Genomic DNA, 20453 nt, shown 5'->3' on the forward strand with positions numbered 1-20453 from the left:
GGGCGTGGCCGGAACGGGCCTCGTTCCGACCACGCCGACACCCCCGGGTCAGCGCTCCAGCGCCGCCTGCATCACGGCCTTGGCGATCGGCGCGGCGAGACCGCCGCCGGAGATCTCGTCGCGCTCGTTGGAGCCGTCCTCGACCACCACCGCGACCGCGACCGAGCGGCCGTCGTCGGCCTTGGCGTAGGACATGAACCAGGCGAACGGCAGGCCCTTGTTGTCCACGCCGTGCTGCGCGGTGCCGGTCTTGCCGCCGACCTTCAGGCCCTTGATCTGGGCCTTGGTGCCGGTGCCGTTGGCGACCACGCTCTCCATCAGCTGCTGGAGCTTCTGCGCGGTGGACGGGGTGACGGCCTGCCCCAGCTGGCGCTCGGTGTGCTTGGAGATGGTGGTCAGGTTGGCCGCCCGCTCCTCGTCCACCATGTACGGCTGCATCAGCCGGCCGTCGTTGGCGATGGCGGCGGCGACCATGGCCATCTGGAGCGGGGTGGCCCGGGTGTCGTGCTGGCCGATCGCGTCCATCGCGGTGCCGTCCGGCTTGGAGCCGGTGGGGAAGGTCGACTCGGCGGCCCGGATCGGGACGTCGACCTGGTCGTTGTTGAAGCCGAACTTCTCCGCCTGGGCGCGCAGCTTGTCGCCGCCGACCTCGGCGCCGATCTTGCCGAAGACCGTGTTGCAGGACAGGTCCATGGCGTCCTGGACGGTGGCGTTGGCGCAGGGCTCGTTGGCGCTGGCGTTCTTCAGCTCGGTGTTGGTGCCGGGCAGCAGGTACTTGGCCGGGGTGTCGGTGACGTCGGTCACGTTCTGGTACTTGCCGCTCTCGAACGCGGCCGCGGCGGTGACCAGCTTGAAGGTCGAGCCGGGCGGGTACGTCTCGCGCAGCGCGCGGTTGAGCATCGGCTTGTTGGCGTCGGCCTGCAGCGCGTTCCAGGCCTTGGAGTCGGCGTCCCCGGTGCCGGCGAAGCTGCCGGGGTCGTAGGAGGGCGTGGAGACCAGAGCGAGGATCGCGCCGGTGCGCGGGTCGAGCGCGACCACGGCGCCCTTCTTGTCGCCGAGCCCCTCGAAGCCGGCCTTCTGCGCCTTGGGGCTGAGGGTGGTGACCACGTCGCCGCCCTGCTTCTCCTTGCCGGTCAGCATGTCCAGGGTGTTGCGGAAGAACAGCCGGGAGTCGGAGCCGGAGAGGATGCCGTCCTCCAGCTTCTCCAGCTGGCTGGTGTCGAAGGCCTGCGAGGAGTACCCGGTGACGGGCGCCCACATCGGGCCGTCCACCCAGGCGCGCTTGTACTTGTAGCGGTAGCCGTTGACGAAGTCCGACTTGGTGACCGGCTGGCCCCCGGCCACGACGATGTTGCCGCGCGGGTAGGCGTAGCGGTCGAACTTGGTGCGCAGGTTCTTGGGGTGGTTGGCCAGGCTGTCGGCCTGGACGCCCTGGACCCAGTTGACCCGGATCATCAGGGCCAGCACCAGCACCAGGCAGAAGATCGAGACCCGGCGGATCGGCTTGTTCACGAGTGGGCTCCCCGGATGGGTTCGGTCACGCCTTCGGGGCCGGGCCCGGCCTGGCCCCCGAGCGACGGGGTGCCGGGCTGCGGGGTGCCGAGCGGCGGTGTGGTCGGCTGCGGTGCGCCGGCCGCCGGACGGCCCAGGGGTTCGCCGCCGGAGGGCTGCGGCTGCGGCTCGGCGGCCGGGCGCCGGGCGGAGTCGCTGATCTTGAGCAGGACGGCGATCAGCGCCCAGTTGGCCACCACCGAGGAGCCGCCCTGGGCGAGGAAGGGCATCGTCATGCCGGTCAGCGGGATCAGGCCGGTGACGCCGCCGGCCACCACGAAGACCTGGAGCGCGAAGGCGGAGGAGAGGCCGACCGCGAGCAGCTTGCCGAACGGGTCGCGGGCGGCGATCGCGGTGCGCAGGCCGCGCTGGACCACCAGGCCGTAGAGCAGGAAGAGCGCCATCAGGCCGGTGAGCCCGAGCTCCTCGCCGAAGGAGCCGAGGATGAAGTCGCTCTTGGCGGCGAACTGGATCAGCCAGGACCGCCCCTGGCCGAGCCCGCTGCCGGTGACCCCGCCGGAGCCGAAGGCCATCAGGGTCTGGCCGATCTGCTCGGTGGCGCCCTTCGGCGGGGTGGGGCTGAAGGCGGCCATCGGGTCGAGCCAGGCGTCGATGCGGGTCTTCACGTGCGGCTCGGAGGTGGCCACCAGGGCCGCGCCGCTGACCGACATCAGCAGGCCGAAGACGATCCAGCTGGTCCGCTCGGTGGCGACGTAGAGCATCACCACGAAGAGGCCGAAGAAGAGGAAGGAGGAGCCGAGGTCGGTCTCGAAGATCAGGATCAGGATGGAGAGCAGCCAGACCACGATGATCGGCCCGAGGTCGCGCCCGCGCGGCAGGTAGAGGCCCATGAAGCGGCGGCTGGCCAGCGCCAGCGCGTCCCGCTTGACCATCAGGTACCCGGCGAAGAACACGGTCAGGATGATCTTTGCGAACTCTCCCGGCTGGATCGAGAAGCCGCCGAAGCGGATCCAGATCTTGGCGCCGAAGTCCTCGGCCCGGCTCGGGAAGAAGGCCGGCGCGGCCAGCAGCACCAGGGCCACCACCATCGAGATGTAGGTGTACCGCTGGAGGATCCGGTGGTCCTTGAGCAGCAGGATCACGCCGATGAACATCGCGACCCCGAGCCCGGACCACATCAGCTGGTTGGGCGCGGCCGCGAAGTTGTTGGAGAGCACCTTGCCGGCCTTGTCGAGCCGCCAGATCATCACCACGCCGAGGCCGTTGAGCAGGGTGGCCAGCGGCAGCAGCAGCGGGTCGGCGTACGGCGCCCACTTCCGCATCACCAGGTGGGCGACGAGCGCGAGCGCGCCCATGCCCAGGCCGTAGCCGAGCATGCCGGCGGGCAGGGTGCCGTCCATCGCCAGGCCGACGTTGGCGTACGCCAGCATCGGCAGCAGCACCGCGAAGGCCAGCAGGGCCAGTTCGGTGTTGCGGCGGTTGGGTGCGCCCTGGGGCGTGATGGTGGTGTTCTCCCGGCGCCGGGAGCGCTGTTCACCACCGGTCTGACTACTGCTCAGGTCGAAACTGCTCACGTTGACGGCCGCTCCCCGACGGCTGTGGGACCCGCTGGAGGGGCCGGTGTCGCTGCGGTCATCAGGGTCGCGGTGGCGGCGGGCGCCACTACGGGGTCGGGCAGGAGGCGGCCAGCTTCTGCTCCTGCTCGGTCAGGGTCGGGGCGGTGCCGGCCGGGGTGGCGGCGACCTTCTTGCAGACCTCCGCCTGGGCGCCCAGCTTCTTCACCTGCTCCTCGGCGTCCGCCAGGCTGCTGGCCTGGATGGTGTTGGACACCTGGGTCTGCTGGTACGGCGGAAGGAACTTCAGCTGCACCTCGGCGTGCGCCTGGTAGACCTTCGACAGTCCGAGGCCGGCCAGGTTCTGGTTGATGCCCCGGTAGACCGCCACGGAGTCGCCGGAGGCGCCCACGTAGTACTGGCCCTGGGTCCAGCGCCAGCCCGCGTAGCCGCCGGCGCCGAGCAGGCCCAGGAGCACCAGCAGGGTGAGGGTCAGCTTGAACCAGCCGAACTTCTTCTTCCGGCGCCTCGAGGGCGGGGCGGGCTGCGCCCCCTCCTCCTCGTAGCCGCCGTGCTCGTGCGCGTCCGGCGCGCCCTCGCCCGCCCCGTAGCCCTCGGCGGGGCCGAAGCCGGCCTGCTGGCCGTAGCCGCTGGCCGGTCCGAACGCGCCCTGCGGGCGGCCCAGTCCGGCGGCCCGGCCGGCCGCGGTGTTCGGGAGGGCGTGGTCGTTGGCGGGCGGGGCGTCGGCCACCGCGCCGACCACCACGGGGACGTCGGCGTAGCCGGCGCTGTGCGGGTCGGTGGCGCCGACGTCGATGACGTCCGCCACCACGCAGGTGATGTTGTCCGGGCCGCCGCCGCGCAGCGCCAGCTGGATCAGCTCCTGGACGGTCTGCTCGGGGGAGTAGAAGCTCCCGAGCGTCTCCTCCAGGGTCTGGTGGCTGACCGGTCCCGACAGACCGTCGGAACAGATCAGGTAGCGGTCGCCGGCCCGGACCTCACGGATCGACAGGTCGGGCTCGACCTGGCCGCGGCCGTCCAGCGCCCGCATCAGCAGCGAGCGCTGCGGGTGGGTCTCGGCCTCCTCGGGCGTGATCCGGCCCTCGTCGACCAGCCGCTGCACCCAGGTGTGGTCCTGGGTGATCTGGGCCAGCGAGCCGTCCCGGAGCAGGTAGGCCCGGGAGTCGCCGATGTGCACCATGCCCATCCGCTGCCCGGTCCAGAGCATCGCGGTGAGCGTGCAGCCCATGCCCTCGAGGTGCGGGTCGTCCTCGACCATCTGCCGCAGGCGCTCGTTGGCGCCCTGCACGGCGTCGTTCAGCAGGGTCAGCAGGTCGGCGCCGGGCACGTCCTCGTCCAGGCGGACGATGGAGCCCAGCACCTCGGAGGAGGCGACCTCACCGGCGGCGGCGCCGCCCATGCCGTCGGCGACCGCGAGCAGCCGGGGGCCGGCGTAGCCGGAGTCCTCGTTCCCCTCCCGGATCAGTCCCTTGTGCGATCCGGCGGCGAAGCGCAGCACGAGAGTCATGCGGTCCGAGCCCTCCTTCGGGTGGACGGTGTGCTGTCCCTCATGCGCCGCTACTTCCGCAGTTCGATGACGGTCCTGCCGATACGGATCGGCATCCCCGGCTGGAGCGGGGTGGGCGCGGTGAGCCGCTGCCGGTCCAGATAGGTGCCGTTGGTGGAGCCTAGATCCTCCACCGTCCACTGCCCAGTCTGATCGGGGTAGATCCTGGCATGCCGGGACGAGGCGTAGTCGTCGTCCAGCACGATCGTGGAGTCGTGGGCCCGGCCGAGCGTGATGGTCTGCCCCTGCAGCGCCACCGTGGTGCCGGCCAGGGAGCCCTGCACGACGACCAGCTGGGTCGGCGCACCGCGGCGGCGGCCGGGGCCGGGGGCGGCCTGCGGGGGCGGGGCGGGGTGCCCCCCGCCGGGGGCGGCGGAGGCCGGCGCGGCCGCGCGGCGCGCGGCGGTGCGCTGGTTCACCTTGGTGCCGAACAGGTCACTGCGGATCACCTGGACGGCGACGATGACGAACAGCCACAGCACGGCGAGGAAACCCAGCCGCATGACCGTCAGGGTCAGTTCTGACATGACCGGGCGATCACCCTTCGACCTGTCGGTAGACGATGGTGGTGCTGCCCAGGACGATCCTGGAGCCGTCGCGGAGCGTAGCGCGCTGGGTGTGCTGTCCGTCCACCACGATGCCGTTGGTCGATCCCAGGTCGAGCACCATGGCCGGGGTCCCGGGCCTGATCTCGGCGTGCTTGCGGGAGACCCCGGGGTCGTCGATCCGGATGTCGGCCTCGGTCGAGCGGCCGAGCACGCAGGCGTTCCCGGTGATCTGGTGCCGCTGCCCGTTCACCTCGATCCAGCGCCGGGTGGCCGGGCCGCCGTGGCCCGCCCCGGGGAACGGCCGGACGTTGCCGCCGCCCGCCTGCGGGGGCGTCGGGGGCATCGAGGGGGGTGCGGCCGGCGGGGGCGGCGCCCCGTACGGAGCCGCGCCCTGCTGCTGCCACGGTGCGCCGGGGGCCGGCGGGGTGGGCTGGCGGCCGTAGCCCTGCTGCTGTTGCGGCGGCGCGGGCTGGGCCGGCGGCTGCTCGGAGGCCAGCGTGCGGCTGCGCACCCGGTAGAGCCCGGTGTCCAGGTCGTCGGCCTTCTCCAGCGACACCTGGAGCGGGCCCATGAAGCTGTACCGCTGTGCCTCGGCGTACTCCTGCACCATGCCGGCCAGCTCGCTGCCCAGCTGCCCGGCGTACGGGCTGAGGCGCTCGTGGTCGTGCGGGGAGAGCTCGACGATGAAGTCGTTCGGCACCACGGTGCGGTCGCGGTTCCAGATGGTCGCGTTGTTGTCGCACTCCCGCTGGAGCGCTCCGGCGATCTCCACCGGCTGCACCTCGGACTTGAACACCTTGGCGAAGGTGCCGTTCACGAGACCCTCGAGCCGCTGCTCGAACTTCTTCAGTACTCCCACCGTGGGGCACCCCCTTCCAAGGGCGTTCGGTCCGGCCGCCCGCGGGCGCGATAGCGGTACTTCCGTACTGATCGTATCCACGCCGGGGCCGTCCCCACGGTTCCCCCGGCGCGGCGGGGCGCAAGCCAGGGCTACCCGCAGGGGCCCGTGGTCATCCCTCGATCACCCGTTCGCCTGCACCCGACCGGCCCCGACCGGCGGCGCTGCGGGAAGGGCGACCGCTCCGGTTGCGGGGTGCCGCGGGAAGGGATTCGTAGGTTCGGGCGGAGGCGTGCTAATGTTTCTCATGTCGGAAGGGGCGCCCGAGAGGGAGCCGAACGGAAGACCAGCAAGGCCCAGGCCGAGCGGGTCGGAAGACCGGAAGACAAACACCCTTGCGCGGGTGGCGGAATAGGCAGACGCGCTGGATTCAGGTTCCAGTGCCCGAAAGGGCGTGGGGGTTCAACTCCCCCCTCGCGCACAGCGAAGCCCCGCAGATCCTCAGGATCTGCGGGGCTTTCTCGTTCTCCGGTGCACAGGGGCGGGCCCCGGAGGCCCGCCCCTGTGACCAGGGTCACCCCGGTGGGCTCACTCCCCCGCGACCGGGAGCTCCGCCCGGACCACGAAGCCGCCCTCGGGCGTGGGCCCCGCGGTCAGCGTGCCGCCGAGGCGCTCGGCCCGCTCGCGCAGGCCGACCAGTCCGTGGCCGCCGCCGGGCAGGGTCTCGGAGGGTTCGGGGTGGCGGCCGGGCGGGCCGTTGCGGACCTCGACCAGCAGCCGGCTGCCCGCGGTGCAGAGCCGGACCTCGACGGCGGCCTCCGGCGCGTGCTTGGTGATGTTGGTGAGCGCCTCCTGCACGGTGCGGAAGGCGGCCCGCTCCACCGACTCCGGCCAGGGCCGGTCCCCCGCCGCCAGCTCGCTGGTGACGGGCAGTCCGCTGCCCTCGATCAGCCGGGGCAGGTCGGCCAGCCGGGGCTGCGGGGAGAGCGGTTCGGCGAGGCGGTCGCCGCCGGGGGCCTGCGCGGCGGCCCGCAGCACGCCGACCATCTGGCGCAGCTCGTCCAGGGTGCGGACCGAGAGCTCCCGGATGGTGCGGGCGGTGGCCCGGGTGGCCGGGTCGGTGGCGGAGACCTGGAGCGCACCGGCCTGGATCGAGATCAGGCTGACCTGGTGCGAGACCACGTCGTGCATCTCCCGGGCCAGCCGGGCCCGTTCGGTGGAGAGCACCCGCTCGGCCAGCAGCCGGTGCTCGCGCTGCCGGCCCTCCGTCAGTTCGGCCAGCCGGTCGGCCAGTTCCTTCCGGGTGCGGGCCAGCAGGCCGAGGGCTGCGGGCCCGGCGCCGACCATCACGCACTGGATGGCGTAGAGCGCGTTGTCCTGGTCCAGGGCCAGCGGGTGGTCGGTCAGCGGCCAGTGGAAGAACTCCACCAGCGAGAGGACGGTGGCGCTGATGACGGGGGCGCGCAGCCCGGGCCGGTGCGCGGCGACCGAGTAGACCGCGGTCATCGGCGCGATCCAGATGTAGTTGACGAAGGTGCCGGGCAGCACCAGCAGCAGGGTGAGCACCGGGAAGCGGCGGCGCAGCACCAGCGCACCGGTGGACAGGGCCGAGAGCACCAGCTCCCACCAGGGGGAGTCCCTGGCCACCAGGGCGGCGTCCGCCGCGGCCGCCAGCACCGGGAGCAGCAGCATCAGCCAGGGCGCGGTGGTCCAGGGGGCGCTGAGCCAGGCCGGGCGGGCCCGGCCGGGGGTGGTCACGCCTCGGGCCGGGGCGGGGTGCGGACCAGCCCGGCCCGGTTGGCCACCACGGCGGCCTGCACCCGGTTGGCGGCGGCGAGCTTCCCGAGGATGGCGCTGATGTGGTCCTTGACGGTGCCGGTGCCGAGGAAGAGCCGGTCGGCGATCTCGGCGTTGGACAGGCCCTCGCCGAGCAGGGCCAGCACGTCCAGCTCGCGGCCGGTCAGGCCGCGGGTGAGGGCGGCCGCCTCGGCGTCCGGGCCGCCGCCCTCGACGTAGCCGCTGATCACCGTGCGGGTGACGGTCGGCGAGAGCACGCTGCCGCCGGCCGCCAGCACCCGGACGGCGTGCACCAGCTGCTCGGGGGCGGTGTCCTTGAGCAGGAAGCCGGCCGCGCCGGCCCGCAGCGCGGTGCCGATGTACTCGTCGGTGTCGAAGGTGGTCAGCATCGCCACGGCCGGGGGGTAGGGCAGGGCGCGCAGCCTGCGGAGCACCGAGATGCCGTCCAGGTCGGGCATCCGGATGTCCAGCAGCACCACGTGCGGCCGCAGCGCCGTCACCCGGTCCTCGGCCTGGGCCCCGGAGCAGTCGCCGACCACCTCGAGGTCGGGGGCGGAGCCCACGATCAGGCCGAGGCCGGAGCGGACCAGGATCTCGTCGTCCACGATCAGTACGCGGATGGCCGTCATGGCCGTGCCTCCTCGCGCGCGCGGGTATGAGGGTGTGGGAGCGCGTGCGATTCGAGCCTAGGGGCAGGCCGGGGCGGCCGTGCCGTCGGTCGGGGGGAGAGGACCCCCGCCGTTCGGGGGGGTCGCGAATCCGCTACCGGGTTCACGTATTTCTCATCTCCGGTGAGCAACCATGGTCTGCGGGGACAGGCCCTGGCCGTCGGCCCGTGTGCGTGCGGATGCGCCCCGTCACCTGATCGTTTGGAATTGAGCTGTGTCCTCCACCGTGAAGCCGGAGCCCGCGACCACGCCAGCCGAGCACACCGGCGCCCTCGGGAGGCTGCTGGCCCGCTGGCGGCCCCGGGCCGCCGCGTTCACCGTCTGGTACCTGCGGCTGCTGGCGCTGCTGAACCTGGTCGCGGTGCTCGCCGTCCCGTTCAAGGACCAGGTGCGCACCCACAACGAGGGCGAGTTCTTCACCCCGTACCTGATGACGGCCGGCCTCACCTCGGTGGTGCTCTCGCTGCTGCTCGCGGTGGCGATGCGCCGCCGCAAGCGGGCCGCGTGGATCTTCAACACGGTGCTGTCCGGGGTGTTCTTCACGGCCTACGTGCTGCTGCTGGCGGTCTCGCCGGACGGCCTGCACTTCAACCGTCACCCCTTCAACTACTTCTCCGCCGTGCTGACCGGGCTGTTCTTCTTCGCCCTGCTGCTCGGCCGGCGGGAGTTCACCTCCAAGGGCGACCGCTCCAACCCCAAGTCGGCGGTGGCGGCCTTCGTCGGCGGCCTGCTGGTCGGCGGCGGGATCGGCGCCCTGCTGGTCGGCTGGACCAACGAGATCACCGGGGCCGACTTCGGGGACCGCTTCCGGTACTCGATCGCCCGGATGATCACGGTCGAGCCCTCGGCCCACATGGAGCGGGTGATCTCCGCCCCCACCTGGGTGAACGGCTTCATCAACGCGATGGGCGCGGTGCTCTTCCTGCTGGTGCTGTACGTGGCGTTCCGCTCGCCGCGCGGCCAGGAGCTGCAGACCCCGGAGGACGAGGCCAAGCTGCGCGCGCTGCTGGAGAAGCAGGGCGAGCGGGACTCGCTGGGCTACTTCGCGCTCCGCCGGGACAAGGCGGTGATCTTCTCGCCGAGCGGCAAGGCGGCCGTCACCTACCGGGTGGTCGGCGGTGTCTCGCTGGCCTCCGGCGACCCGATCGGCGATCCGGAGGCCTGGCCGGGGGCGATCGAGTGCTGGCTGGCCGAGGCCCGCGAGCACGCCTGGGCCCCCGCGGTGATGGGCGCCTCCGAGGAGGCCGGGGTGATCTACGCCCGGCACGGGCTGGACGCGCTGGAGCTGGGTGACGAGGCGATCGTCGAGCTGGACGAGTTCTCGCTGGACGGCCGGGCGATGCGGGTGGTCCGGCAGGCGTACAACCGGGTCAAGCGGGCCGGGTACACCGTCCGGATCCGCCGGCACGAGGAGATCCCCGAGGCCGAGATGGCCGAGCTGGTGGAGAAGGCGGACCACTGGCGGGACGGCGCCACCGAGCGCGGCTTCTCGATGGCGCTCGGCCGCCTGGGCGATCCGGGCGACGGCCGCTGCGTGATGCTGGAGTGCCACGACGCCGAGGGCGAGCTGCAGGCGCTGCTGAGCTTCGTGCCCTGGGGCGCGAACGGGCTCTCGCTGGACCTGATGCGCCGGGCCCGGGACACCGAGAACGGCCTGATGGAGTTCATGGTGATCGAACTGCTCCAGCAGGCGAAGACCGTCGACCTCCAGCGGGTCTCGCTGAACTTCGCGATGTTCCGTTCCGTTTTCGAGCGCGGCTCCAAGCTCGGCGCCGGGCCGGTGCTCCGGCTGTGGCGTTCGGTGCTCGGCTTCTTCTCCCGCTGGTGGCAGATCGAGTCGCTCTACCGGGCGAATGCGAAGTACCGCCCGATCTGGGAACCGCGTTATCTGCTCTTCGAGAAGAGCGGTGAGATTCCCCGGATCGGCATCGCGAGTGCCCGGGCCGAGGGCTTCATCACCGCACCGAGCCTTCCCGCCCTGTTCCGCCGCCGGCACGCCCGGTCGGCCATCGCCGCAGCCGGAGGTCCCGCCGCGCTGCCGGCGCCGGAACGCGACGGGGAGCGGTAAGCCCTCCGCCGGGGGGCGGAGGGAAGCCGCAATGGACCCCCGACCGGGGGATGTCCGGGGGTCGATATCCGTCTGGAGGATGACCCCGATTCGGCTCGTGAGCTGATGCGGTCCGTTTAGCGGATACCTACTGTGGATGTAGTGGGCCGCGAAAGTCTGGTGGCCGTCGGCAATGCGTTGTCGACAATACGGAGTCGGCATTCCGTGTCGGCGTTGCGCAGTGAACGGGGACGTCAGTGAACGAACAGCGAACGGGGCCGATGGGCCACGTGCGGCGGGCCGCCGTCGCGGAGTGGGGTCAGCTGTACTCCACCGTCCGCACCGAGCTGGCCCGCAAGAAGTTCGCCGCCGTCCCGCTCGCCACCACCGCGACCCTGCTGGTGCTGCTGTTCAGCATCGTCCAGCACCTGCCCGGCGGAGGGCGCTTCGTCACCCACGTCGGGGTGGTCAAGGCCGCCCTCCCGCTGGACGTCTCGCTGCTGCGCACCCCCCTCTCGCTGTACGTCCCCGCGCTGGACCTGCCGGTCTGGGGCGCGTTGGCACAGGTCTTCCTGGTCTTCGGGCTCGCCGAGCTGGTGCTCGGGCGGCGGCTGACCCTGGTGGTGGCCTACGCCTGCACGCTGGCCGGGACGCTGTTCGCCCGGATCGGGGTGGCGATCGGCCCGGACCACCTGTTCGGCTTCCCGCCCGAGGTGGCGCACGTCCGGGACACCGGGCCGTCGGCCGCCGTGGTGGCGCTGGCGATCGTGATCGCGATCCGCTGCCGGGCCTGGTTCACCGGCGGGCTGGTGGCCGCGGTGATGATCGGCGAGGCGATCGTGCTGCCGAACCTGGCGGGGCTGGAGCATGTGGCCGCGCTGGTCGCCGCGGTGCTGATCGCGGCCGCGATGGAGGTCTTCGGTGACTTCTGGCCGCGGGTGCTGGCCGGCGTCACCGCCGCCACGGCCGTGGCCACCGAGGCCCGCCGCCGCCGCGCGCCCGTCGCCCCTTAGGGCCGTAGGCCCTTAGGGGCGCGAGGAACTGCGCGCAGGGGAACGGCACGTGCTGCAACTGGCTCGCCTGCCCCGACCTGGCACTGGTCCGCCTTCCGTACTCGCGCAGTTCCTCGCGCCCCCAGAAAGCATCACGTTGTCCCCCCTAACCGCGGGGGAGGGCCATCTCGAACCAGACGACCTTGCCCACCGCCTTGCGGGCGGTGCCCCACTTCTCGGCGAGCTTGCTGACCAGGTTGAGCCCGCGGCCGTTCTCGTCCATCTCCTCGGAGGGCTCCAGCGAGGGCAGGTTGTGGTTGTCGTCGCTGACCTCGACCAGCAGCTTGTCCACCCGGATGAGCTGGAGCTGGACGTGGTCCCGGGCCACCCGGACCGCGTTCGTCACCAGCTCGCTGACCAGCAGCTCGACGGTGTCGGTGAGCCCCTCCAGGTGCCAGGCGGCGAGCTGCTCGCGGACCAGCCGGCGGGCCCGGCGGACCTCCGCCTCGCCGACGTTGAGCTCCCAGGTGGCCACCTCGGTCGGGGCGACCCCGTCGAAGCGGGCCACCAGCAGGGCGATGTCGTCCTGGCGGTCCTCCGAGTGGAGCCGCTCCAGGACCACGTCGCAGGCCTCCTCGGGGGTCTGCTTGGGGTCGATCAGGTTCCCGCACAGGGCGGCCAGGCCGGCCCCTATGTCCCCGCCCCTGACCTCGACCAGACCGTCGGTGCAGAGCACCAGCATCGAGCCGTCCGAGACGTCGATCCGCTTGGCCACGAAGGGCACCCCGCCGACCCCGATCGGGGCGCCGGCCGGGATCTCCAGCAGCTCGCCGGTGCCGTCCGGGTGCACCAGCACCGGGGGGACGTGGCCGGCGCTGGCCAGCTCGCAGGTGCGGTTGATCGGGTCGTAGACCGCGTACAGGCAGGTGGCCAGGTGGTCGTCGCCGAGCTTGTGGGCCAGGTTGTCCAGGTGGCGCAGCAGCTGGCCGGGCGGCAGGTCGAGGGCGGCCAGGGTCTGCATCGCGGTGCGGAAGCGGCCCATCGCGGCGGCCGACAGCAGGCCGTGGCCCATCACGTCGCCGACCACCAGGGCGACCCGGCTGCCGGGCAGCTGGATCGCGTCGAACCAGTCGCCACCGACCTCGGCCTTCGGGTCGCCCGGCAGGTAGCGGTGGGCGATCTGGACGCCGGGGATCCGCGGCGGCCTGGTCGGGATCATCGAGCGCTGGAGGGTGGTGGCGGTCTTCTGCTCGGCCCGGTGGGCGCGCGCGTTGTCCAGTGAGAGGGCGGCCCGGGCGGCCAGCTCGCGCAGGGTGGCGGCGTCGCTGTGGTCGAAGGGGGCCCGGTCGGGCAGCCGGAGCAGCTTGAGGATGCCGAGCACGGTGCCGCGGGCGGAGAGCGGCAGCACCAGCATCGAACGGTCCATCACCACCGGCACCAGCTCGGGCCCGCCGAGCGAGGCCGCGTAGTCCACCGCCACGTCCGGGTTGATCACCGGGACCAGCACGGGGTGGTTCTCCTGGAGCGCCAGGCCGGGCGGGGTGGAGCGGGGCATCTGGAGCAGCGCGCCCTCCTCCAGCACGTGCTCCCACTCCCCCGCGGTGGCGTTGTACGCGCGGGCGACCCGGCGCAGCGTGGTGGTGTCGGAGGGCGGGGTGGACGGGAGCACCGAGTCGGAGATCAGGCCGTCCCGCAGGTCCACGCAGGCGAAGTCGGCGATCCTCGGCACCAGGACGTCGCACAGCTCGCGGGCGGTGGCGTCCAGGTCCAGGGTGGTGCCGACCCGGCTGCCGAACTCGCTCAACAGGGCCAGCTGCTCCCCGGCCTGACTGGTGGTCAGCACCTCCACGGCGGGGGAGGGTGCGGCGGGCTGGGTGGGTAGCTGGTGCGGGCGGTGCCCGTTCTGCCGCGGGTCGGCGGGCTGGGGGTCGGTGCGGTCGGCGGCGGACTCGATGGCGGGGCCTCCCGGGGTCGGGCCGGTGGAGGGGGTGTCGGCCGCGGCGGTGGCGGCCCGGTTGCCGTTCGGTGCGGTGCCCTGGATCGGTACGGACGGTGCGGACGGTGCCGCGGGCTCACCGGCGGCGGGCGCGGCCGGGTCGCGGGGCTGCGGCACGGTGCCGCCGGTCAGCACCTGGAGGCTGCCGGTGGCGGGCCGCTGGGGTTCGGGCGGGCGGCGCAGCGCCCGCGGCCGCTCGGCCCGCTGCTGGGCGCCGCGCTGCTGCGGGGTCGGGTAGCGGCGGCCGAGGCCGGAGGCGGCCCGGGCGCCGGAGGGCTCGTACGGGAGGACCGGGAGCCGGGTGGTCGGGTCGACCCAGAGGGCGGGCAGCCCGGCGGTGGTGAGGGCGGTGAGCAGGCGGGCCCGGCGGGTCTCGGAGGAGTGCGGGGGCAGCAGGCCGGCCAGGGCGGCGGCGCCGGCCGGGCCGGCGGGGGTGAAGTCGGGGGTGGCGCGGTGCAGCCCGCCGACCGGCCCGGGGGCGGGGGCGAACGGCAGCTGCCGGGCGCCGAGCGCGATCCGCGGGCCGCCGGTGCGCAGCGGGCGGGCGTCGGCGGCGAGCACCAGCAGGCTGCGGCCGGACGGCTCGGTCAGCGGCCAGGCCCACCAGAGGACGTCCCGCAGCCGCTCCTCGCGGTCCAGCACCGGCATCGCCCCGGCCCACGGGGCGGGGCCGGTCTGGGTCAGGTCGTCCAGGGTGTCCAGCGCGTCGCAGCGGCGCGGCGGGGTGCCGGCCGGGCGGGGGAGGGCGGTCTCGGGGCGCGGTTCGACGGCGGGCAGCAGGCCGGAGGCGGTGCGGCCGTGGGCGACTTCGGCGCGGTGGCCGAACAGCTCCTCGGCGGCGCGGTTCCAGTGCGCGATCCGACCGTCGGGGTCGACCAGCAGGGCGGCCAGTCTGACCAGTGCGGAGACTGACGGCTGATCGGCCGACGGTGTGGAGTTGGGCTCGTGCACCATGGATGACGTCTGCTCCCGCCTGGCTGCCGCTCCTGTGTGGTCGTTCCCGCTGCACCTTCCAGCGAAGCACGGTGGGGGGCGGGACTGAAAGCGAATCGGGGAGATTCGTAAGTATCAGTTGCGTGTCACCTCACGCGCGCCCCCTGCGCACCACCAGCCCCTCCCTTACCCGGTCGGTAGGCTGGCCAGTCGTCCGACCGGGTTGGAGGCTGCGGTGGAGTTGGAGGAGCGGGTCGCCGCTGCGGAGTTGGCGTGGCTGACCCTGGAGGTGGACGTCGAGACGCTACGGGTGGAGATCGACAACTTCGCGCTGATCCACCATCAGCTGCTCGGCCCGCTGTACGCCCGGCTCGACGAGCTGGACGCCCTGGTCGCGGAGACCGTCGCGGCCCGCACCGGGCTCCACGAGGACATCCGCCGGGCCGCCGAGGCCCGCCACCGGGTCGCAGAACTCCCGGACCTGGACGCCCTCTTCGACCAGCTGCCGCCGGAGGCCCCGGCCGCCGCGCCGGAGCAGCCGCGCAGGGTCCGCCCGGGGAGGGAGGCGCAGCGGTTGTACCGCGAGCTGGCCCGCCGGGCCCACCCCGACCTGACCACCGACCCGGCCGAGCAGCAGCGCCGGGCGGCCTTCATCGCCCGGGTCAACGAGGCCTACGCGCAGGGCGACGCCAAGGGCCTGGAGGAGCTGGCCGAGGAGTGGTCGACCGCTCCCGAGTCGGCCCCCGCCCCGGGCGCCCCGGAGCGCGAGGGCTGGCTGCTCCAGCGGCTGGACTGGCTGACCGTCAGGATCCGCAACCTGGCCGTCGAGCAGGTCCGGCTGGAGAACAGCTCGATGGGCGAGCTCCTCCGGCTGGCCCCGCAGGAGCCGGAGCGGCTGCTGGAGGAGCTGGCCGAGCAGCTGCTCGGCCGGGCCGCCGCCCAGCAGGCCGAACTGGACCGGCTGCTGTCCGAGGCCACCGCGGGCGCCGCGGCGGGGCAGAATGGCGGGGACCGCCGACGCACCCAGGAGACCGAGATGTTCGCCCAGCTCCCCACCACCGATGCCGCCTCGGTGCCCGCCGACGCCCCGCTGCTCGACGTCCGCGAGCAGGACGAGTGGGACGCCGGGCACGTGGACGGCGCGCTGCACATCCCGATCGGCCAGGTGGTGGCCCGCCTGGACGAGCTGCCGGCGGAGAAGCTGTACGTGATGTGCCGGGTCGGCGGCCGCTCCGCGCAGGTCGTGCAGTACCTGGTCCAGCAGGGCCGCGAGGCGGTCAACGTGGACGGCGGCATGTTCGCCTGGGAGGCGGCCGGCCGCCCGATGGTCAGCAGCGACGGCCGGGACGCCTTCGTCCTGTAGTGCCTTCCGCCCAGGTGGGCGCTGCGGCAGGATGACCCCCGGCACGCCCGTGCCGGAGGGGAGCTGCTGCCGTGCGTACCTGGTCCGCCCCGGCGGCCGCCGTGCTCGTGCTCGCGGGTGCGGCGCTGCTCGGCGCCACCGGTCTCTTCCTGGCCGTGCTGTTCCTGAACTCGGCGCCGCCGAACGCCCTCTCCGACCGGTACCGGCCGCAGTTGGACGCGGTGGTCTACCCGGAGTTCGAGCAGAACTGGAAGCTCTTCGCGCCCGACCCGCTCCAGCAGAACGTCTCCCTGGAGGCCAGGCTGCGCACCGTCGCACCGGACGGCACCGAATCCACCGGCGAGTGGCTCGGCCTGACGGCCCGTGACATCGCGGCGGTGCGGGGCAACCCGGCGCCCAGCCACCTGGACCAGAACCAGCTCCGCCGGGCCTGGGACTTCTACGACTCCGCCCACCCGGAGGACGGCACCGCGCCCGGCACCCGGGCCAAGCCCTCCGAGCTCTACCTGAAGCGCACCGCCCTGCAGCGGATCGGCCCGTCCCCCGAGAGGCGCCGGCCGTACGAGGTGCAGGTGCGGGTGGTCACCACCGTGCTGGCTCCGCCGTCGTGGAGCCGGGAGCAGGTGGACACCGCCCCGAAGGTCCGTGAGCTGCCCTGGTGGCCGGTGGACGAGGACGACCTGCGGGGGCTCCGGTGACCTCGACCGACCTGGCGCCCGAAGAGCTGACCGAGGGTCAGCAGCCCGAGCCACCGCCCCCGCCTGCCTGGCGGCGCGCGGCGGAAGCTTTCTCCGCCCGTACCCTGGGCCGCCACCAGGCGGCCGTGGTGCGGATCGGCTTCGGCCTGATCTGGGCGGCCTTCCTGCTCCGCGAGTGGCCCGACCGCCGGGTGCTGTACGGCGACCTCTCCCCCTGGTCGGACCGGCTGGCGGCCGGTCTGCTGGCGGAGAACGACGCCTTCTCGGTGCAGACCTGGTACTCCGGGCGGCTCTGGTTCGAGCTGCTCTACCACCTGGCGATCGTGGCGGCGGTGCTGTTCGCACTCGGCTGGCGGACCAGGGCCAGCGGGGCGGTGTACCTGGCCACGGCGGTCTCGCTGCAGAACCGGAACGTCTTCGTCGGCGACGGCGGGGACAACGTGATCCACCTGCTCGCCCTCTACCTGGTCTTCACCCGCTGCGCCGAGGTCTGGTCGCTGGACGCCCGCCGCACCGCCCGGGCCGGCCGGCGGCGGGGCGCGCCCTGGCTCTGGGCGCTGCTCGGCGTGCCGCTGCTGCTCGGGCCCGGTCCGTGGCCGTGGCCGCGCTGGCTGCTGCTCCTCCTCTGGCTGACCGCCGCCCTCTGGTGGGCCGTCGACCGCCGCGCCCCGGAGGGCGAGCCGCGGGCGGTGCTGGACGCGCTGGCGAACATGACCCACCACTGCGCCCTGGTGGTGATCGGTGCCCAGGTGGTGCTGGTGTACGCCACGGCCGGCTGGTACAAGGTGCAGGGTTCGCGCTGGCAGGACGGCACCGCCCTGCACTACCCGCTCCACCTGGACTACTTCACCCCCTGGCCCGCCCTCTCGGCCCTGGCCGGGGGCTCCCTGGTGCTGGTCTTCCTGCTCACCTACGGCACGGTGATCCTCCAGGTGGCCTTCCCCTTCACCCTGCTGAACCGCCGTCTGAAGAACGTCATGCTGGTCCTGTTGGCGGCCGAGCACCTGGGCATCGCGGTCCTGCTGGGCCTGCCCTTCTTCTCCCTCACGATGATCGCGGCGGACGCGGTCTTCCTGCCCACCGCCGCGCTCCTGTGGTGCGAGCGGAGAATCCGGGGCCGGAGGCCGGCCCAGGTCTAAGCTGTGCCCTATGTCCTGGTTTGCGGCCCTGCGCGACAGCGTGCGCGCCGGGCTGAAGGTGGACCGGAGCCTCAGCAGTCCCCGCCGGGCGCTGCGCGGAGCGGTGGCCGCGGCCCTGGTGGTCTTCCCGACCCTGGCCCTGCTCGGCCCGGGCTCCGCCACCTCGGCCGCGATGGGCGCCTTCATCGCCGGGACGGCCACCTTCCAGCGCAGCTTCCGCCCCCGGGTCTCGCTGGCCGTGGCGGCCGGGATCGGACTGGGCGTCAGCACCTTCCTCGGGTACCTGGCGGTCGGCATCCCCGGGGCCTTCCCGGTGCTGCTGGCGCTCTGGGCCTTCGGCGCCGGGCTGGCCTGGTCGATCGGGCCGAGTGCCGGGGTGGTGGCCGCGACCACCGTCTCGGTGATGCTGGTCGTCGTCCAACTGCCCGTCAGCGTCCCCACGGCGCTGGGCCACGGGCTGCTCTGCGCGCTGGGCGGCGCCAGCCAGGCCCTGGTGGTGACGCTCTGGCCGATCGACTCCTGGCGGGCCCAGCGGGACGCGCTGGCCGACGCGTACGCCGAACTCGCCCACTACGCCCGCCGGCTGCGCCAGGACCCGGTGGCCCACGTGGACCCGGCCCCGTTCATCACCGCCCGGCACGCCGCCACCCTGACGCCCTGGCAGGCCCGGCACCGCCCGCCCGAACTGCGCGGCCTGCGCGGCATCGCGGAGCGGATCCGCCCCACCCTGGCCGCGCTGGCCGACCCCAAGGTGGGCGCCGCCGCCGAGGGGCCGGAGCGGGACCGGGCGCTGGAACTGCTGGCCGCCGCCGCCGAGACCATGGACGCGCTGGCCAGGGCGGTCCGCAGCGGCGAGCCGTACCGCTCCCCAAAGTCCTCCCCCGCGCTGACCCTCACCGCCCGCGACCGCCGGACCGCCGACCAGGACCACCCGGTGCTCACCGGCGCGGCCGCCCGCTCCTCCCGGCGGCTCACCTCGCTGCTGCGCAAGGCCGTGGACACCCTGGACCGCGAGGACAAGGAGACGATCTCCAGCGCGACCGCCGGGCCCGGGCTGCGCCGGCCCCCGCTGTTCCGGCTGGCCCCGGCCGCCCTGCTGGCGGTCCGGCGCCAGCTCGACCCGCACTCGGCGGTGTTCCAGCACGCCGTCCGGCTCTCCGCCGTGGTCACCCTCTCCTACCTGGCCGCCAAGGTGCTCGACCTGCACCACGGCTACTGGGCGCCGCTCACCGCCGCCATGGTGATGCGGCCGGACTTCGCCCAGACCTTCAGCCGGGGCGTGGCCCGGCTGGCCGGGACGGTGGTCGGGGTCGCGGTCTCCACCACCGTGGTGCAGCTCTTCCACCCCGGGCAGTGGCTCTCCGCCCTGCTCGCGGTGGTCTTCATGGGCGGCGCCTACCTGACGCTCCGTACGGGCTACGCGGTGATGACCGCCTGCGTCTCCTCCTACGTGGTCTTCCTGCTCGGCCTGCAGCCCGGCGACCCGGTGCGCACCGCCACCGACCGGATCCTGCTCACCCTGATCGGCGGCGGCATCGCACTGCTCGCCTACGCGCTCTTCCCCACCTGGCAGACCGCCCGGCTGGCCGAGCGCCTCGCCGAGTGGCTGGCGGCGGCCGGACGGTACGGGGCCTCGGTGCTCACCGTCTTCGGTGAGCCGGCCCGGGGCGGCGAGGACGTCCGCTCGGCCCTGCTGGACTCCCGGGAGGCCCGCTCCGAGCTGCTCCAGGCGATGGAGCGGGCCGACGCGGAGCCAGTCCGCCACGAGGGCCAGCTGCCCGAGCTGACCCGCAAGCAGATCGACAAGGCCCGGGCCGCGGTCGGCATGCTCGGCCGCTCCACCGTCCTGATGGAGGCTCACCTGCCGCCCGCCGACGCCGATCCGGTGCCCGGCGCGGCCGAGTTCGCCGAGGAGCTGCGGGACGCCACCGCCATCGCGGCCGGGGCGCTGCTGGTCGGAGACCAGGTGGAGTTCGCCGCCCTGCGCGCCCTGCACCGCCGTTGGGACGCCGAACTCGCCGGCCTCCCGCCCGCCGACCGGATCGAGGTGGCCCGGGCCGGCAGCCGGATGGTGCTCGCCGCCCTGACCGACCTGGAGAAGGCCACCAAGGCCCGGCGCGTACCCTCGGGGGCGTGAGCAGCACGGGTAGCCCGCACACGGGCGAGCAGTACGACGACGCCTTCGCCCCCTCCGACGACCGCGAGATCGGGGTCGGCCCGCACCCGGAGCCCTGGCCCGTCGGCCCGCACTACGACCCCGAGCTGCTCGCCCACGGGGACCGCCGCAACGTCACCGACCGGTACCGGTACTGGACCCGGGAGGCGATCGTCGCCGACCTGGACACCCGGCGGCACGGCTTCCACGTCGCGGTGGAGAACTGGCAGCACGACTTCAACATCGGCTCGGTGGTCCGCACCGCCAACGCCTTCCTGGCCGGCGAGGTCCACATCGTCGGCCGCCGCCGCTGGAACCGCCGCGGCGCCATGGTCACCGACCGGTACCAGCACGTCCGCCACCACGACTCGGTGGCCACCCTGGCCGCCTACGCCGCGGAGCAGGGCCTGGCCGTGATCGGCATCGACAACCTGCCGGGTGCCGTCCCGATCGAGACCTTCGAGATGCCCGAGCGCTGCGTGCTGCTGTTCGGCCAGGAGGGCCCCGGCCTGACCCCCGAGGCCTGGGAGCACGCGACGGCGGTCTGCTCGATCGCCCAGTACGGCTCCACCCGCTCCATCAACGCGGGCGCCGCAGCGGCGATCGCCATGCACACCTGGATCCGCCGGCACGCCTCGGGGGCCTGA

General features: G+C 73.5%; 15 protein-coding genes and 1 tRNA gene. 8 read left to right on the top strand and 8 right to left on the bottom strand.

All coding sequences use genetic code 11. The annotated features are described in order from the left end of the window. Nucleotides 1-48: 48 nt before the first annotated feature. From ACWCYY_RS27250 to ACWCYY_RS27270, 5 genes are all read right to left on the bottom strand, one after another. Entirely contained in the window at nucleotides 49-1512 is a 1464-nt protein-coding gene (locus tag ACWCYY_RS27250) for a peptidoglycan D,D-transpeptidase FtsI family protein (protein WP_449797542.1), read from the bottom strand. After that, entirely contained in the window at nucleotides 1509-3071 is a 1563-nt protein-coding gene (locus ACWCYY_RS27255) for an FtsW/RodA/SpoVE family cell cycle protein (RefSeq protein ID WP_380149531.1), read from the bottom strand. The genes ACWCYY_RS27250 and ACWCYY_RS27255 overlap by 4 nt, the downstream gene beginning before the upstream one ends. Nucleotides 3072-3174: 103 nt before the next feature. Further along, nucleotides 3175-4593 carry a PP2C family protein-serine/threonine phosphatase gene (locus tag ACWCYY_RS27260; RefSeq protein ID WP_345290551.1) on the bottom strand — a complete coding sequence of 473 codons (1419 nt, stop codon included), beginning with the start codon at nucleotides 4591-4593 and terminating at the stop codon, nucleotides 3175-3177. 50 nt (nucleotides 4594-4643) lie between these two features. Continuing rightward, nucleotides 4644-5159, bottom strand: a complete 516-nt coding sequence (locus ACWCYY_RS27265; protein WP_345290552.1) for an FHA domain-containing protein FhaB/FipA — start codon at nucleotides 5157-5159, stop codon at nucleotides 4644-4646. A 10-nt stretch (nucleotides 5160-5169) separates the two neighbouring features. After that, nucleotides 5170-6039 carry a DUF3662 and FHA domain-containing protein gene (locus ACWCYY_RS27270; protein WP_345290553.1) on the bottom strand — a complete coding sequence of 290 codons (870 nt, stop codon included), beginning with the start codon at nucleotides 6037-6039 and terminating at the stop codon, nucleotides 5170-5172. Between the two features lie 376 nt (nucleotides 6040-6415). Here ACWCYY_RS27270 and ACWCYY_RS27275 point away from each other — a divergent pair. Continuing rightward, nucleotides 6416-6499: transfer RNA gene (locus tag ACWCYY_RS27275), tRNA-Leu, on the top strand. Between the two features lie 107 nt (nucleotides 6500-6606). Here ACWCYY_RS27275 and ACWCYY_RS27280 read toward each other — a convergent pair. Then, nucleotides 6607-7776, bottom strand: coding sequence for a sensor histidine kinase (locus ACWCYY_RS27280; protein WP_345290554.1), 1170 nt, complete (start codon nucleotides 7774-7776; stop codon nucleotides 6607-6609). Beyond that, nucleotides 7773-8444 carry a response regulator transcription factor gene (locus tag ACWCYY_RS27285; protein ID WP_345290555.1) on the bottom strand — a complete coding sequence of 224 codons (672 nt, stop codon included), beginning with the start codon at nucleotides 8442-8444 and terminating at the stop codon, nucleotides 7773-7775. The genes ACWCYY_RS27280 and ACWCYY_RS27285 overlap by 4 nt, the downstream gene beginning before the upstream one ends. Nucleotides 8445-8763: 319 nt before the next feature. On the opposite strand from ACWCYY_RS27285, the gene ACWCYY_RS27290 reads away from it, so the two are divergent. After that, nucleotides 8764-10551 (top strand): phosphatidylglycerol lysyltransferase domain-containing protein, encoded by a 1788-nt coding sequence (locus ACWCYY_RS27290; RefSeq protein WP_345290570.1) that lies wholly within the window; start codon nucleotides 8764-8766, stop codon nucleotides 10549-10551. Between the two features lie 236 nt (nucleotides 10552-10787). Beyond that, on the top strand, nucleotides 10788-11543 hold the full coding sequence (locus ACWCYY_RS27295) for a hypothetical protein (protein WP_345290556.1): 756 nt from the start codon (nucleotides 10788-10790) through the stop codon (nucleotides 11541-11543). A gap of 145 nt (nucleotides 11544-11688) precedes the next feature. On the opposite strand, the gene ACWCYY_RS27300 is transcribed toward ACWCYY_RS27295, so the two are convergent. Then, entirely contained in the window at nucleotides 11689-14472 is a 2784-nt protein-coding gene (locus ACWCYY_RS27300; protein ID WP_449797543.1) for a SpoIIE family protein phosphatase, read from the bottom strand. Nucleotides 14473-14686: 214 nt separating this feature from the next. Here ACWCYY_RS27300 and ACWCYY_RS27305 point away from each other — a divergent pair, with 214 nt between their 5' ends. From ACWCYY_RS27305 to ACWCYY_RS27325, 5 genes are all read left to right on the top strand, one after another. Continuing rightward, nucleotides 14687-15814, top strand: a complete 1128-nt coding sequence (locus ACWCYY_RS27305) for a rhodanese-like domain-containing protein (protein WP_345290558.1) — start codon at nucleotides 14687-14689, stop codon at nucleotides 15812-15814. Between the two features lie 71 nt (nucleotides 15815-15885). After that, nucleotides 15886-16512, top strand: a complete 627-nt coding sequence (locus tag ACWCYY_RS27310; protein WP_449797544.1) for a DUF5819 family protein — start codon at nucleotides 15886-15888, stop codon at nucleotides 16510-16512. Next, nucleotides 16509-17651, top strand: a complete 1143-nt coding sequence (locus ACWCYY_RS27315) for an HTTM domain-containing protein (RefSeq protein ID WP_449797545.1) — start codon at nucleotides 16509-16511, stop codon at nucleotides 17649-17651. Before ACWCYY_RS27310 ends, ACWCYY_RS27315 begins: the two co-directional genes overlap by 4 nt. A gap of 10 nt (nucleotides 17652-17661) precedes the next feature. After that, nucleotides 17662-19788: an FUSC family protein gene (locus ACWCYY_RS27320; protein WP_345290560.1), complete on the top strand. Its 2127-nt coding sequence runs from the start codon at nucleotides 17662-17664 to the stop codon at nucleotides 19786-19788. Then, nucleotides 19785-20453 (top strand): TrmH family RNA methyltransferase, encoded by a 669-nt coding sequence (locus ACWCYY_RS27325; RefSeq protein ID WP_380149520.1) that lies wholly within the window; start codon nucleotides 19785-19787, stop codon nucleotides 20451-20453. Before ACWCYY_RS27320 ends, ACWCYY_RS27325 begins: the two co-directional genes overlap by 4 nt.

This window comes from Kitasatospora sp. NPDC001664 (assembly GCF_053596675.1).

Coding starts and splice junctions, on each gene's coding strand:
- ACWCYY_RS27285 (WP_345290555.1), bottom strand. CDS start 8,444: ATGACGGCCATCCGCGTACTGATCGTGGACGACGAGATCCTGGTCCGC.
- ACWCYY_RS27320 (WP_345290560.1), top strand. CDS start 17,662: ATGTCCTGGTTTGCGGCCCTGCGCGACAGCGTGCGCGCCGGGCTGAAG.
- ACWCYY_RS27300 (WP_449797543.1), bottom strand. CDS start 14,472: ATGGTGCACGAGCCCAACTCCACACCGTCGGCCGATCAGCCGTCAGTC.
- ACWCYY_RS27260 (WP_345290551.1), bottom strand. CDS start 4,593: ATGACTCTCGTGCTGCGCTTCGCCGCCGGATCGCACAAGGGACTGATC.
- ACWCYY_RS27265 (WP_345290552.1), bottom strand. CDS start 5,159: ATGTCAGAACTGACCCTGACGGTCATGCGGCTGGGTTTCCTCGCCGTG.